At 47.9% G+C, this 12,607-nt stretch carries 15 protein-coding genes; 14 read left to right on the top strand and 1 reads right to left on the bottom strand.

Features of this window, described 5'->3' with window-relative positions; genetic code table 11:
• Positions 1 to 461 precede the first annotated feature (461 nt).
• The 3 genes from OCU21_RS09605 to OCU21_RS09595 all read left to right on the top strand — a co-directional run bounded on the left by OCU21_RS09605 (position 462) and on the right by OCU21_RS09595 (position 3,283).
• Positions 462 to 1,421, top strand: a complete 960-nt coding sequence (locus tag OCU21_RS09605) for an ABC transporter substrate-binding protein (protein ID WP_261807193.1) — start codon at positions 462 to 464, stop codon at positions 1,419 to 1,421.
• Positions 1,422 to 1,572: 151 nt separating this feature from the next.
• Positions 1,573 to 2,484: an ABC transporter permease gene (locus OCU21_RS09600; RefSeq protein ID WP_261807192.1), complete on the top strand. Its 912-nt coding sequence runs from the start codon at positions 1,573 to 1,575 to the stop codon at positions 2,482 to 2,484.
• The gene (locus OCU21_RS09595) at positions 2,477 to 3,283 is read left to right on the top strand and encodes an ABC transporter ATP-binding protein (RefSeq protein ID WP_261807191.1); all 807 of its coding nucleotides are present in this window, start codon (positions 2,477 to 2,479) and stop codon (positions 3,281 to 3,283) included. Before OCU21_RS09600 ends, OCU21_RS09595 begins: the two co-directional genes overlap by 8 nt.
• A 120-nt stretch (positions 3,284 to 3,403) precedes the next feature.
• Here OCU21_RS09595 and OCU21_RS09590 read toward each other — a convergent pair whose 3' ends face one another.
• Positions 3,404 to 4,630 (bottom strand): DUF4097 family beta strand repeat-containing protein, encoded by a 1,227-nt coding sequence (locus OCU21_RS09590; RefSeq protein WP_261807190.1) that lies wholly within the window; start codon positions 4,628 to 4,630, stop codon positions 3,404 to 3,406.
• A 162-nt stretch (positions 4,631 to 4,792) separates the two neighbouring features.
• Between OCU21_RS09590 and OCU21_RS09585 the strand changes: the two genes are divergently transcribed.
• From OCU21_RS09585 to OCU21_RS09535, 11 genes are all read left to right on the top strand, one after another.
• Positions 4,793 to 5,338: a VanZ family protein gene (locus tag OCU21_RS09585; protein WP_261807189.1), complete on the top strand. Its 546-nt coding sequence runs from the start codon at positions 4,793 to 4,795 to the stop codon at positions 5,336 to 5,338.
• Positions 5,339 to 5,506: 168 nt separating this feature from the next.
• The gene (locus OCU21_RS09580; RefSeq protein ID WP_261807188.1) at positions 5,507 to 6,244 is read left to right on the top strand and encodes a YebC/PmpR family DNA-binding transcriptional regulator; all 738 of its coding nucleotides are present in this window, start codon (positions 5,507 to 5,509) and stop codon (positions 6,242 to 6,244) included.
• Positions 6,245 to 6,480: 236 nt separating this feature from the next.
• The gene (gene comGA / locus OCU21_RS09575) at positions 6,481 to 7,470 is read left to right on the top strand and encodes a competence type IV pilus ATPase ComGA (protein WP_261807187.1); all 990 of its coding nucleotides are present in this window, start codon (positions 6,481 to 6,483) and stop codon (positions 7,468 to 7,470) included.
• A complete protein-coding gene (locus tag OCU21_RS09570) occupies positions 7,400 to 8,446 on the top strand; it encodes a type II secretion system F family protein (protein ID WP_261807186.1) in 1,047 nt (348 codons plus the stop codon). Before comGA ends, OCU21_RS09570 begins: the two co-directional genes overlap by 71 nt.
• Positions 8,446 to 8,811: a prepilin-type N-terminal cleavage/methylation domain-containing protein gene (locus tag OCU21_RS09565; RefSeq protein WP_261807185.1), complete on the top strand. Its 366-nt coding sequence runs from the start codon at positions 8,446 to 8,448 to the stop codon at positions 8,809 to 8,811. The genes OCU21_RS09570 and OCU21_RS09565 overlap by 1 nt, the downstream gene beginning before the upstream one ends.
• Positions 8,786 to 9,235: a hypothetical protein gene (locus OCU21_RS09560; protein WP_261807184.1), complete on the top strand. Its 450-nt coding sequence runs from the start codon at positions 8,786 to 8,788 to the stop codon at positions 9,233 to 9,235. The genes OCU21_RS09565 and OCU21_RS09560 overlap by 26 nt, the downstream gene beginning before the upstream one ends.
• Complete coding sequence (locus OCU21_RS09555; protein ID WP_261807183.1) at positions 9,222 to 9,512, top strand: type II secretion system protein; 291 nt, start codon at positions 9,222 to 9,224, stop codon at positions 9,510 to 9,512. Before OCU21_RS09560 ends, OCU21_RS09555 begins: the two co-directional genes overlap by 14 nt.
• Positions 9,478 to 9,900, top strand: coding sequence for a competence type IV pilus minor pilin ComGF (locus OCU21_RS09550; RefSeq protein ID WP_261807194.1), 423 nt, complete (start codon positions 9,478 to 9,480; stop codon positions 9,898 to 9,900). Before OCU21_RS09555 ends, OCU21_RS09550 begins: the two co-directional genes overlap by 35 nt.
• A gap of 29 nt (positions 9,901 to 9,929) precedes the next feature.
• Positions 9,930 to 10,154: a hypothetical protein gene (locus OCU21_RS09545; protein WP_261807182.1), complete on the top strand. Its 225-nt coding sequence runs from the start codon at positions 9,930 to 9,932 to the stop codon at positions 10,152 to 10,154.
• 207 nt (positions 10,155 to 10,361) lie between these two features.
• Entirely contained in the window at positions 10,362 to 11,375 is a 1,014-nt protein-coding gene (locus OCU21_RS09540; RefSeq protein ID WP_261807181.1) for a class I SAM-dependent methyltransferase, read from the top strand.
• Between the two features lie 13 nt (positions 11,376 to 11,388).
• Positions 11,389 to 12,582, top strand: a complete 1,194-nt coding sequence (locus OCU21_RS09535; RefSeq protein WP_261807180.1) for an acetate/propionate family kinase — start codon at positions 11,389 to 11,391, stop codon at positions 12,580 to 12,582.
• The last annotated feature ends 25 nt before the right edge of the window (positions 12,583 to 12,607 follow it).

Here is a 12,607-nt window from a genome sequence, read left to right as displayed (position 1 = left end):
GAGACAAGCCGCGCACTTTGCGGATTGGCTCAAAACAGCGCCCACAGCGAGCTCACCCCGAATTTCGCAGCGCAAGCCGCGGCCAATCTGCTTTCTCATCTCGAGAAATGATAAATAAATTAAAAAGTACTTGACTTTTATCATTCAAGCCAGTATTCTTAGAGACATCTTAATAAACTGTTGGAGTGATCGTTATGTTAAGCAACACGACCTGTCAACAATTGAATAGAAATTATTACTACGCCTATTATGGATAGCGGGTTGCACCGTCAGGATGCAAGCCGCGCGCAGGTTTGTATCCGTGATGGTCGTAGCTTTTAGTGAGACTAAGCTAACCACATGGATGAGATGGATTCCATGTGGTTTTTCTTTGGGCGTTTACCTTAGCGGGACGTTTTCAACCAGCCACAAGAATCTTTCTTGTGACTGGTTTTTTTGTCCGTAGGGAATCGGAGGAGCATATGCGAAAACGAACATTGTTTATCTTGCTGGGGTTGTTATTGGTTTTGGTTTTTGGGACTGATTATTACAGCAAGCAGCAAACTGATGATGGCAAAGTCCACGTCGGTATTTTGCAATTAATGGATCAAAGCGCCTTGGACCAAGCACGTAAAGGGTTCATCGCCGAGTTGAAAAAAGAAGGGTATTCTCAAGACAAGAATTTGGTGATCGACTATGTCAACGCTCAAGGTGATCAGGCCAACTTGCGGGCAATGAGCGAGCGCTTGATCAATCACCATAACGATTTGAATTTAGCAATCGCTACACCGGCGGCCCAGGCGTTGTTGGCAGTTGATCAGAAAACGCCGTTGTTGTTTACCGCGATCACCGATCCAGTCGATGCTGGCTTGGTCAAGTCCTTCGCCCATCCGGACAAGAATGTGACCGGCGTGACCGATAGCGTTCCGGTCAGTGAGCAGATCGCCTTGCTTCAGAAAATGTTTCCTCAAGCGAAAACGGTTGGCTTGCTCTACAACGCGGCGGAACCAAATTCGGTGATCCAGATCAAGGAAGCCCAGAAAGTTTTGAAAAGCGCTGGTCTGAAAGTGGTTGCCCGGACGGTGGCCACCACCAATGATGTGGAACAAGCGGCGACGAGTTTGGCCCGCCAAGTCGATGTGATGTATCTGCCCGCCGATAATGTTTTGACGGCGGCGATGGCCTTGATGGGGAAGGTGTCGGAGAAGACGAAAACACCGGTGATCCCCGCGACCACGCCGATGGTTCAATTGGGCGGTGTCGCTACCCAAGGGATCAATTACTATCAACTGGGTCAGCAGACGGCGCAAATGGCGGTCAAGATCTTGAAGGGTAAGCAGATCAGCCAATTACCGGTGGAGAAGCCGGCCAAAAGTTTCCTGAGTTTCAACAAGAAATTGGCTGCTGTTTTCAAGATCGATCCGGCGAAATTTGGGAAATAACCACGCCGCTTAGCAATCAAATGATGAATGAGTTTAACGCGCAATAACTTGATTTTAGCCGTTTTTGCCGGCGCCTTGACCAAGTTCGAGCTTGGCATGAGCCGTTCGCGTAAATGGTTAGATCATCAATTAAGAAAGTAGGTTGGGAAAAATGGATTTATTGATTTCAAGTCTATCCTTAGGGCTTTTATGGTCGATCATGGCGATCGGCGTTTACTTAACATTTCGAATTTTAGATATTGCGGATATGACCGCGGAAGGTAGCTTTCCACTAGGTGCGGCAATCACCGCCCGGCAGATCGTGGCTGGCGTTGATCCGTGGGTAGCGACCTTGTCCGGCTTTCTCGCAGGTTGTTTGGCGGGATTGATCTCTGGATTTATGCACACGAAACTGAAGATCCCCGCGTTATTGACTGGTATTTTGACCTTGACCGGCTTATATTCAGTGAATTTGTTGATCATGGGTCAATCCAATATTTCTTTGTTGGGTCGGGTCAAAACCGTCATCAGTTTGTTGCCAAACATGAGCACTTCCAGCGCGGCGATCCTGATCGGAGTGGTGGTTTTGGCCTTGGTGATCGGCTTGCTGGTGGTCTTCTTCAATACCGAAGTTGGTCTGGCCGCGCGGGCGGTGGGCAACAACGAGGAAATGAGCGCCGCCAATGGGATCAATGCGGACAACATGAAAATCATCATCTACATGATCTCTAATGGGCTGATCGCTTTGGCAGGGAGTCTAATGGCCCAGATCAATGGCTACGCCGATAGCAGCATGGGCATCGGGACCATCGTGATCGCCTTGGCCGCGATCATTATCGCCGAGGTGCTGGTCGCCAATTTATCCTTTGGGATGCGCTTGGTCACGATCGTGGGCGGTGCGATCATTTACCGTTTGATCATCGCCTTAGTCCTGCAATGGGGCGTTGATCCTAATAACTTACGCCTGTTCTACGCTTTGATGTTGGCCTTGTTCTTGTCCGTGCCGTTGTTACAGAAACGGATCGGCCAACGCCGGCGTCGCCAGAAGAATATCGCTGAAATGGAGGCAGATCAAGATGACTAACGCATTAGAATTACGCAAATTACATCAATTTTTCAACCAGGGGACGGTCAATGAGCGTCACGTCCTCAAGGGAATCGATTTGAAGTTAGCGCCGGGAGAATTTGTGGCGGTGATCGGCGGTAATGGCGCTGGCAAGTCAACCCTATTGAATAGCATTGCCGGCAGTTTGCCAGTGGATCAAGGTCAGGTCAAGATCGAAGACGAAGATGTCACTTATGAAACAGTGGCTAAGCGAGCGCGCTTGATCGGCCGTGTTTTTCAGGATCCGCAAATGGGCACAGCCCCGCTGTTGACCGTTGAAGAAAACTTATCTTTAGCCCTTTTACGAGGACAGAAGCGCAATTGCTGGTCTTTTGGCGTTAAAAAGAAGCAACGCCAGTTTTTGCAAGAACAGTTGGCCTTGTTGAATCTGGGCCTGGAAGATCGCTTGAGCGCTGAGATCGGCTTGCTTTCCGGCGGTCAGCGTCAAGCCATCACCTTACTGATGGCCACCTTACAAAATCCGGCGTTGTTATTATTAGATGAACATACCGCCGCTTTGGATCCGCAAACCAGCCAGATCGTGATGACTTTGACGGCACAGTTGGTTGCGGAGAAGCAACTTACGACGTTGATGATCACCCACAATATGGCTGACGCCTTGAAATTCGGTAACCGTCTGATCATGTTGGATCAGGGGCAGATCGCCATTGACGTGGCCGGCGACGAGAAAGCCCAGCTGACCGTGCCTGATTTGTTGGCCCTCTTCAAGCACAAAAGTGGCCAGGACCTGACCGACGATCGGGTCTTACTCAGCTAAGAAATGGCTTTAACTAAAAACGTTGGTTCGCTAACGCCGCTTGATTGGACTCAAGCAACGCTACGAACCAACGTTTTTTATCGTTAGGATCAGGATGATTTGTCGTTATTTGGCACTAGGTCATTTGACCTCGATCAAACCAGAACTTGTGCGCGCGCTGACTTTGAAAGTTGGTGTAGGACCCAATTGACCATGTTGTTGATGCCGTGTCCGTGGTGTTTGGTAGACCGCATTTTCGGGTAGGACCAATTGACCGGCGCGATTGGTCAGCTGAAAATAATAACTACTCTTCTCGGGAAGTTTAAGTTTGAGCAAGCCGCTTTTGTTTAGGCAGTTGAGGTCGCCGCTGACCTGATCGAAACCTAGCTCCAAATTGCCGCTAGTATTTTCAAAATGACCACAACCAGTGAGTCGTTGCCCATTGATCTCGCCTGACCGAGCATAAAAATGGAATCGTTTGGCAGTTAACTCAACGGCCCCAATGCTACCACTGGTACATTCCAGATTGATCTCCGCTGCCTGTAAGCGGCGACAATTTAGCGTGCCGCTTTTTGCCATGACACTGATCATGCTTTCTGGTCCGCTTCCACGGGCATCATTGATCTGGATCCGACCGCTAGTAGAGATCAAGGCCAACTGTGGGCTTTGCAATTGCCGCCCGGTGATCTGACCACTTTTTGTCTGTAAATGGATCTGGGCTAGTTGCAGATTACGCGCGCGGATCGCCCCGCTTGCCGTCGTTGCTTCTAGAATGTAGTGTCCAGTCAGATCAACTAAATGTAAGGCGCCGATCTTATTGCTTAAATAGATGAAGCCAGTAAAATCGGCGGGAACAATGATCTCCACATGGATCCGCAAAAAAGCGAGCGGCACCCGCTCCGGTTGTGTCAATTTAAGTTTATCACCTTCATTTTTACCAGTGAGATAAGTATTTGGCCGGGCCAGATTACAATATTCATTAACGAGTAGCTCCGTGCCCGCCGCTCCCGGAAGTAAACTGATCTTCGCTTGACGATAGGTGATGATGATCTGATTTAAATGTTGACAAGAAAATTTTGAAGTATTGACTAATTTCAGCGCGAGGAAATGATCGTAAAGTCGCGCTAATCGCCGGTGATCCAGACTGCCGCTTTCACTGGCTGTTACCGTTTGGAGGATCTCGTCTAGGTCTGGTAAGTTTGCCAAGGTCTCCTTGATCGCGGTCGGTCGATCCAGGCCTTGACTGATTTTGTCGGCGACGGTATCGTTTAGGTCGACCAGAAGATTGCGATAAAACTCTTCTGTTTCTGGTGTGGTTGGAAATTGTTGGAAATGCTGTTGTAAGGCGGTCCGAATCTCAGGAAACATTGCGGTCTTCCTTTCCCGTGACTTGAGCTCAAATGAAATGAATGCTAAAATAATAAAACGTTTGTCAGGCTCAATGATTTTATTCTAGCATAAAGTGGTTGGTCTGTCCGTCTTGAGTTGATCATGAGTTATTTTTAAAGTTTGATCTGGAGGAGCGTTTTAATGTCTCGGCGTGGAGAAAAAATATTTTTAGGATTGTCATTATTATTGATGGTGATCCTGTTCATCAGTTCTGCGATGACGTATTCCCAGCAATCATTGGTACCAACACTGCGATTTCGGCAGTTTGCTTGGCTGGAACGATGGACGGATCATTGGCAACTGACTTATGCAGGTAAGACGCATTCAGCCGCTTTGGATGGTTCGGCCGAGTTTTTGGAGTTTTTGATCCGCAAGACCGCTCATTTTGGCAGTTATTTTCTTCTGGGCGGCTTTGCTTATCTAGGCTTGAGTCGTCAAGTGCCACAAGTGGCTTTTCGGTTTCCCGTGACTTGGCTAGCGGTTACGGGTTACGCGGCCACTGATGAATTTCATCAATCTTTGACCAGCGAGCGAACACCAATGATCCAAGACGTGATGTTGGACGCGACCGGCGCGCTGTGTGGGCTCATCTTGGTTGCTTTGATCTGGTTCTTGGTGCAGCGCCGCCGCCAAAAACGGCAACGTTTATCATGGCAGCGGTCGTACTATCCGACCGGGCGCCTCTGAAAGCGGCTAACTTGAAAAAATCATCAGAAAGAACCGTGAGCTTTAAAATTAGTTGAGCGCATGCGCGTGACTGCTGGGGTTGGCTAGTCAACTATTGCGGTGGGCCGGTTTTTTTGGTATGATAGGAAAGGTTTTTACCAAGTTTGTAGATGAAAGAAGGAGAAGCGAATGTCAGGACATTCAAAATGGCATAATATCCAAGGCCGCAAGAATGCGCAAGACTCTAAGCGAGGCAAAATTTTCCAAAAATTGTCACGCGAACTATATATGGCTGCAAAGAGTGGTGATCCTGATCCCGCGAACAACCCTTCATTACGCTTGGTGATGGATAAGGCGCGGGCAGCGAACATGCCTAAAGACAATATTGAACGCGCGATCAAAAAGGCTCAAGGTGGCGAAGGCGCTAATTACGAAGAAGTCACTTATGAAGGCTATGCACCAGGTGGCGTGGCTATTTTAGTTGAAGCTTTGACCGATAATAAGAATCGGACGGCTTCTTCTGTGCGAGTGGCCTTTACGCGTAATGGCGGTAATTTAGGCGCCACTGGTTCAGTTAGTTACATGTTTGATCGCCGCGGTTACATCGCCATTGATCGGACAACGACCGATGCGGATGAAGATCAAATGTTGGAAGATGTGATGGATGTTGGCGGAGATGACCTACAAACCTCCGATGATGTTTATGAGATCTACACGGATCCTAAGGAATTCGCCGCAGTGCGTGATGCTTTGGAGAAAAAGGGCTATCAATTAGCGAACGCTGAATTGACGATGATCCCGCAGAACACCACCCCAGTTCCAGCAGATAAAATCGAACAATTCGAACGGATGATCGACGTCTTAGAGGACGACGATGACATCCAAGAGGTTTATCATGCTGGCGAACTGCCCGATGACGAAGATTAATTTTTAAAATCGCTTCAACACCTTAGCTTAGGTTGGCTAAGGTGTTTTTTTATGCGGTGATCCTAGCCCCGCTAGTGATCTGAAAAGGCTGCAGATGTTTGATAAGCATAGTGCGCTTCCCAAAACCCTTGCTAGGTCGATGCTCAGAGGCTGACCAGGTCGATTTTCACTATTTTGCAGATTTTTCCGGTGAAAGAGGCCCGCTCTGCGTAATTAAAATCAAGGAGGTGAGCATCATGGTGATCGCCGACCAGGCTTATCGCTTTTTAGAGCAAGCGGTGGCGCGTCATGATCATGATCTTTTTTTCAAACCAGGCGCGAAGGGCTGGCTGATCTATGGCCGCCAAGCCGCGCAGAATAGGTTGTTGCAGGAAGTGGATCGTGAGCAGGGACAGGCGTTGATCAATTACTTTAAGTTCAATGGGCAAATGGATCTTAGCGAACACCGGCGGCCCCAAATCGGCGCTTGGCACTTTCACCAGCACGCTTTGAATTTGGATCTACGCTTGGCAGCGGTGGCCGACTTTCAAAATCGCGAGTGCCTGGTGATCCGTTTGCTCCATGAGCTGGATCAAGCCATTCGCTTTGTAGCGCCACAACGGTTCGACCAATTGTGCGCTTGTTTGCCGCGACGGGGTCTTTTTCTCTTCGCAGGACCCACGGGTTCGGGTAAAACAACGTTACTGTATTCCTTGGCTCATCAGCTTTCCCAAAATCAAGTGATCTTGGCGATCGAGGATCCCACGGAAATCAATGCGCCTGACGTGACTCAGCTACAAGTGAATGGGTTGGCGCAAATGGATTATCCCGCCTTGCTCAAGATCAGCTTACGCCTGCGTCCGGATGTCTTGATCATTGGTGAGATCCGTGACCAAGAAACGGCGTTGATCGCACTTCAAGCTGCGTTGAGTGGTCATACTGTTTTAGCAACGGTCCACGCCCGCAGTTGTGCTGGGATCGTTGAACGTTTACTTGATTTGGGTGTTGGTGCAGCGGCTTTGGCAAATTGTTTGACCGCCATTTGTTACCAACGCTTAATTCCGCAAAACGACAGTTCCTTAGCGGTAGCGCTGGCTGTTTTGACTGACCAACGGTTACTTGACCTTTTTTCACGACCAGCAATAAGCACAACGAATGAATGGGAGGTGTGGCAAAATGATCTTCAACAAGCACGCCGCGCCGGCCGGATCAGCAACGCGGTCTGCGAAAAATATGCTTGGGGCTAAGACTAAACTATCCAGAGCTAAGTTGAGCGACTTTCTAGCGTTGAGTGGACAATTATTACAATATGGTTTTCCCGTTCAGGCAGTTTTTCAGATCAGCGCTGACCTAGCGATCGTGACCCCGGAACAATTTCAACTGATGACCGCTCAATTAGCGTCAGGTCATGATTTTGCGGCGGCGTTGACGCCGGTTTGTGATCGTCAGGAATTATTATTCCAGTTGGCTTTGGCCGAGCGTCATGGGGATCTGGCGACGTGTTGTCGCGAGAATTGTCAATTGTTACAGACCCGCGCTCAGCAGCAACGCGAATTACGACAACTTTTAGCCTATCCGCTTTTGTTACTTGGTATGCTTTTGGGAATGGCGCTTTTTGTTCGCTATTATCTACGTCCCCAACTAGCTGACTTGTTGCCACCAAGTGCTGATCGCTCGCCGGCCTTGGGTTGGTGGCTGATTTTATTGATCGGGGTGAGCTTGCTAGGTTATTGGCGCTGGCGCCACGTTCCAATCTTGACGCGAGCCCATTGGCGTCAACGGCTACCCGTCTTCGGAAAAATATGGCGTCAATATGACCATTATTTGATTTTTACTGATCTAGGCCAACTTTTGACCAGTGGTCTGGCGTTACAAGAGATCTTACAACTTGTCAGCACGATCGCACCACGATCGCTCCAAGGTCAATTGGCAGTCATGGTCGCGGCCAAATTAAAACAGGGTCGATCACTAGCAACGATCATTGCTCAAGAGCCGTTACTGCCACCTGAATTGGGCCTGCTTTTAGCGCAGAATCGTCCTCGGGAACTTCAGGGTGCCGCCTTCATTGTATTGGCCCAGCAAAGTTACCAAAAGCTCAACCAACATTTAAAAGGGCTGATCGATCAAGTTCAGCCATTACTTTTTGTGATCATTGCGGTAATCATTACTCGCTTATATTTACAAATTATTTTGCCAATGTATCGCATGATGAAAGGATTTTAATGATGATCAATTATTTTAGTCGTATTTATAAAAAGTCGTCCCAAAAATCACGAAAGGGTTTTACTTTAATAGAAATTTCTTTGGTGCTTCTGATCATTGGACTATTGCTCTTGATCATGATCCCCAACTTGAGCCAACAAAAGCAACTGGCCGAGCGCCGTACTGATGAAGCGTTTGTTGCCAATATGAATACGCAGGTCGCGCTTTATCAAGACGAGGATCAAGAAACACCAGTAAGTTGGGCGTCATTGGTCAAAGCAGGTTTGATCAGCGCCAAACAACAAACGAAGGCGGAACAAATGAAACTGGTGATCCAAGTCGATGAAGGCGGCGGTTACCATGTGGACATTGGGAAAACCGAGTAGTTGCGCCGCCTTTTCCTTGCTTGAATCCTGTTTGGTCTTATTGATATTAAGCGGTTTGTTACTTCTAGGCGGAACTAGTAGTCGTCAAGATTGGTCGCAATTGGCAGAACAGGCGGCCTTATCGCGCTTGGAGACGGCCTATGAGCAGGCGCACGCTTATAGCTTGGCGCACCAAACCAAGGTGATCCTACAAATCGATGACTCAACGAAAACCGTTCGCTTGGATTATGGCCCGCATCAGGGGTCGCGAATAATCAATTATCCGCGCTCGGTACGTTTGCAGATCAATCATAGTCAACGGCGGGTAGTCATCAGATCTGGTCTGATCGCTGAACCGGTCAGTATTTATTGGACTGGGCCGTACCTGAAACGGATCATTACCTTGCAAATGAAATGGGGGCGATTAAAAAATGCGCCGCAATAAGCGTTGTGCTGGATTCATTCTACTAGAAAGTGTGATCGATCTTTTGATCATCGTGGGGATCAGTTTGTTTTTATTTGAAACGATCAGTGTTGACCAGAGAAAATTGACCCAAGTCCAACAGACTTATCAGAAATCAATTAAGGAGAATAATGAACTCAAACGACAGATCGCGCAAAAGGAAGCGCTCAAACGACCAGCAACTTTGCCGCCTAAAGACGATCAAGGCCTTCACCTTGATCGAAGTGGCAGCCAGTTTAGTAGTTCTGATCCTGACTAGTCAGCTCTTGCTTTGGGACTTACAAGCCTGTGATCGAGGTGTTGCTGCGGTTCAAAATAGTCATCATGAAGAGACAGAAGTCGCCTTATTACAGCTAGAACAAAGTCTGACGACGATGCGCTTGAACTGGCCCAAAAGTAGTCAGACCCAATTGGCACTGATCGATCAAAAGGGCAAGTCGTTTCTTTTGACCTTTAAATTACGTGATGGCCAATTAAAAACTAAACGAGAAGTCGTCTTGACCAATCCCAGCAACGCCGGTTATATGCCGCTGTTTTTTCAGGTCCGTTCGATCAAATGGCAGTATCAAGCCCCTTTGCTGGAACTGGATCTAGTTTTACTTGACCGAACTCATTTCTACCGAACATATCTGGTTAAGTCGGTTTAGCCGATTTACCGCCCAGTATCAAGATAGGAGTGGACCATATCAAAATTTATCCACGTGGGCGCCGGCCCAAAGTTTGTTCGGGCAGTCTGACGCTCTTGACCTTGACCGTTTTAACATTCAATCTTTTATTGATCGGTCTTTTGCAGGGTTATTACAGCCAACGTATTTTGCATTATCAGAATCAGAACTTTTATTATCAGCAGCAGAATCAAGAACTACGGCAACGAGTAGTCACGGCAGACGACCAGCGCTAAATCAGCGGGCTGGTCGTTCTTTTAATTGGAGCAACGAGGCTACTCGAAACGAGATTAGACGATTGGCTGTTTGGAACAGTTGGATACCGATCGATTTCTAGGCTGGTCGGGCCGGTCAACTTTCGGTCTTTGCCTTGAAAATGCTTGCATATCCAGCAGGATATCGGTAAAATGGCTACTAGGTTCATCATTGATTGGAGTGACTGGATGACGTCTCATTTAGATCAGATTGAAAAAACGTATCAACAGATCGATCAAGCTGTTGAACAGTTACGATCAGCGTTGAATTGTGACTATCTAACGGCTTTGACTGAGACTTTGAGCAATTTGTTACGGCGCGAGGTCCATGTTGAGAATGGCGCGCCAGATATGGCCACGGTTGCTGAATTAAAGCAACAGTACGCGGCGATCACCTGGACGAAATTGTCAACGGCGCAGCGGTTGGAACTGAGTCAGCTGCTGCTTTTTCGGCGGCAACAAAAAGATCGGCCACAGGCTAACTTTCAGGCAACGCCTAATGCGGTGGGACTATTGGTCAGTTTGATTTTGGTCACCTTTATTAAAGGTGATCCACAAAGATTAACGATCGTGGATCCAACTGTGGGGACGGGGAGTTTACTGTATACATTGCGACAACAGCTTGCGTTCCGTGTTCCCGAGGTGCAACTGGTCGGATTAGACAATGACGATGATCTTTTGGGTCTAGCAGGGGATCTGAGTGCCTTTTTGCCTAGTGAAGTGACTTTGATGCATCAAGACGCGTTGACGCCGTGGTTATTAGAGCGTGAACCAGAAGTGGTCGTGGCGGATCTGCCGATCGGTTACTATCCTGTGGATTCGCGGGCCAGCGCCTTTGCGCTCCATGCCAAAAGCGGGCATTCTTACGCGCACTTTCTGCTGATCGAGCAGAGTATCAAAATGCTCGCGCCCGGTGGTTGGGGTGTTTTTGTGGTACCGGCTGATCTATTCAACAGCAAAGGTGCTTTGGCGTTGCTGAACTGGTTGACTAAGCAAGCTTACTTGCAGGCATCATTAAGTTTGGCAGCGAGTACTTTTCAGGATCAGGCTTCAGAAAAAGCGTTGATCGTGTTACAAAAGCATGGCGGGACCGCTCAACAAGCCCCAGAAGTTTTGATAGCCAAAGTTCCAGATTTAAATAAAGTTACTGCAGTCCAGCATTTTTCGCAAGAATTACAAGGCTGGGCGCGGGATAATTTATAGAGGAGATTGACAAATGGTTAAGATTTTAGCGGTAAATGCAGGAAGTTCAACACTAAAGTGGAAGCTCTTCGAAATGCCTCAAGAAACTGAGATCGCTTCAGGCATGGTTGATCGTCTTGGTTTACCTGGATCAACTTTCGCAGTGAAATTCAACGGTGAGAAAACCAAGGATAAGATCGATATTCCTGATCAAGAGACGGCAGTTAGTCTGCTCTTACATCGGTTGACTGATTCTGGGATCATTTCCGACTTGACGGAGATCAAAGGTGTCGGTCATCGGGTCGTTGCGGGTGGGGAGTTCTTTAAGGAATCCGCCGAAGTCACCCCAGAGAATCTCCAAAAGATTTTGGAATTATCTGATTATGCGCCTTTGCATAATCCTAACGAAGCCAAGGGGATCGAGGCTTTCCAACACAATCTACCGCATGCTAAACAAGTAGCGGTTTTCGATACTTCTTTCCACACTTCAATGCCAGAAGTCAACTATCTTTACAGTGTGCCACTAGATTATTACCATAAATATGGCGCTCGTAAGTATGGCGCTCATGGGACGAGCCATCGTTATGTGTCACAACGGGCCGCTGAGATCTTGGGTGTGCCGCTAAAGGATCAGAAAATGATTACGATGCATTTAGGGAGCGGTGTTTCGATCACTGCGATCAAAGATGGTAAATCTTTTGATACTTCAATGGGCTTTACCCCCTTGGCTGGGGTCACGATGAGCACGCGTTCAGGTGATATCGACGCATCTTTGGTTGCCTTTTTAATGAAAAAATTAGACATCACTGATCCTGATGACATGATCGATATTTTGAACAAGCAATCTGGTTTGCTGGGACTTTCAGGTTTGTCGCCAGATATGCGTGACCTATTGGACACTCGGGCTGAACGGCCAGAATCCCAATTGGCGATCGATGTTTTTGTTAATCGGATCGTTAAATATGTCGGACAATATGTTGCTGAAATGGGCGGCGTGGACACGCTGGTCTTCACTGCTGGTATGGGGGAAGGCTCGATCCCTGTTCGTAAGATGATCGTTGATAGCTTAGGCTTTATCGGCGCTAAACTAGACGAAGAGGCCAACAAAGTCCAGGCCGTGGAACAAGTGATCTCGGCACCAGATTCTAAGGTCAAAGTTTTGATCGTGCCAACGAATGAAGAACTAATGATCGTGCGTGATGTGGTCAAGTTGACCGAATTAGCTTAGTTTAGTTTTAATGAATTGCTGAGGG

The sequence above is a fragment of the Lapidilactobacillus luobeiensis genome, from assembly GCF_024345205.1.
Classification (GTDB): Bacteria; Bacillota; Bacilli; order Lactobacillales; family Lactobacillaceae; genus Lapidilactobacillus; species Lapidilactobacillus luobeiensis.
The sequence above is the reverse complement of the archived record's forward strand: the minus strand, read 5'-3'. Positions and strand labels throughout refer to the sequence as shown.

Excerpts from the sequence above, each read along its gene's own strand:
- OCU21_RS09605 (WP_261807193.1), top strand. The coding sequence starts at position 462 with ATGCGAAAACGAACATTGTTTATCTTGCTGGGGTTGTTATTGGTTTTG.
- OCU21_RS09600 (WP_261807192.1), top strand. The coding sequence starts at position 1,573 with ATGGATTTATTGATTTCAAGTCTATCCTTAGGGCTTTTATGGTCGATC.
- OCU21_RS09595 (WP_261807191.1), top strand. The coding sequence starts at position 2,477 with ATGACTAACGCATTAGAATTACGCAAATTACATCAATTTTTCAACCAG.
- OCU21_RS09590 (WP_261807190.1), bottom strand. The coding sequence starts at position 4,630 with ATGTTTCCTGAGATTCGGACCGCCTTACAACAGCATTTCCAACAATTT.
- OCU21_RS09585 (WP_261807189.1), top strand. The coding sequence starts at position 4,793 with ATGTCTCGGCGTGGAGAAAAAATATTTTTAGGATTGTCATTATTATTG.
- OCU21_RS09580 (WP_261807188.1), top strand. The coding sequence starts at position 5,507 with ATGTCAGGACATTCAAAATGGCATAATATCCAAGGCCGCAAGAATGCG.
- comGA (WP_261807187.1), top strand. The coding sequence starts at position 6,481 with ATGGTGATCGCCGACCAGGCTTATCGCTTTTTAGAGCAAGCGGTGGCG.
- OCU21_RS09570 (WP_261807186.1), top strand. The coding sequence starts at position 7,400 with ATGATCTTCAACAAGCACGCCGCGCCGGCCGGATCAGCAACGCGGTCT.
- OCU21_RS09565 (WP_261807185.1), top strand. The coding sequence starts at position 8,446 with ATGATGATCAATTATTTTAGTCGTATTTATAAAAAGTCGTCCCAAAAA.
- OCU21_RS09560 (WP_261807184.1), top strand. The coding sequence starts at position 8,786 with ATGTGGACATTGGGAAAACCGAGTAGTTGCGCCGCCTTTTCCTTGCTT.
- OCU21_RS09555 (WP_261807183.1), top strand. The coding sequence starts at position 9,222 with ATGCGCCGCAATAAGCGTTGTGCTGGATTCATTCTACTAGAAAGTGTG.
- OCU21_RS09540 (WP_261807181.1), top strand. The coding sequence starts at position 10,362 with ATGACGTCTCATTTAGATCAGATTGAAAAAACGTATCAACAGATCGAT.
- OCU21_RS09535 (WP_261807180.1), top strand. The coding sequence starts at position 11,389 with ATGGTTAAGATTTTAGCGGTAAATGCAGGAAGTTCAACACTAAAGTGG.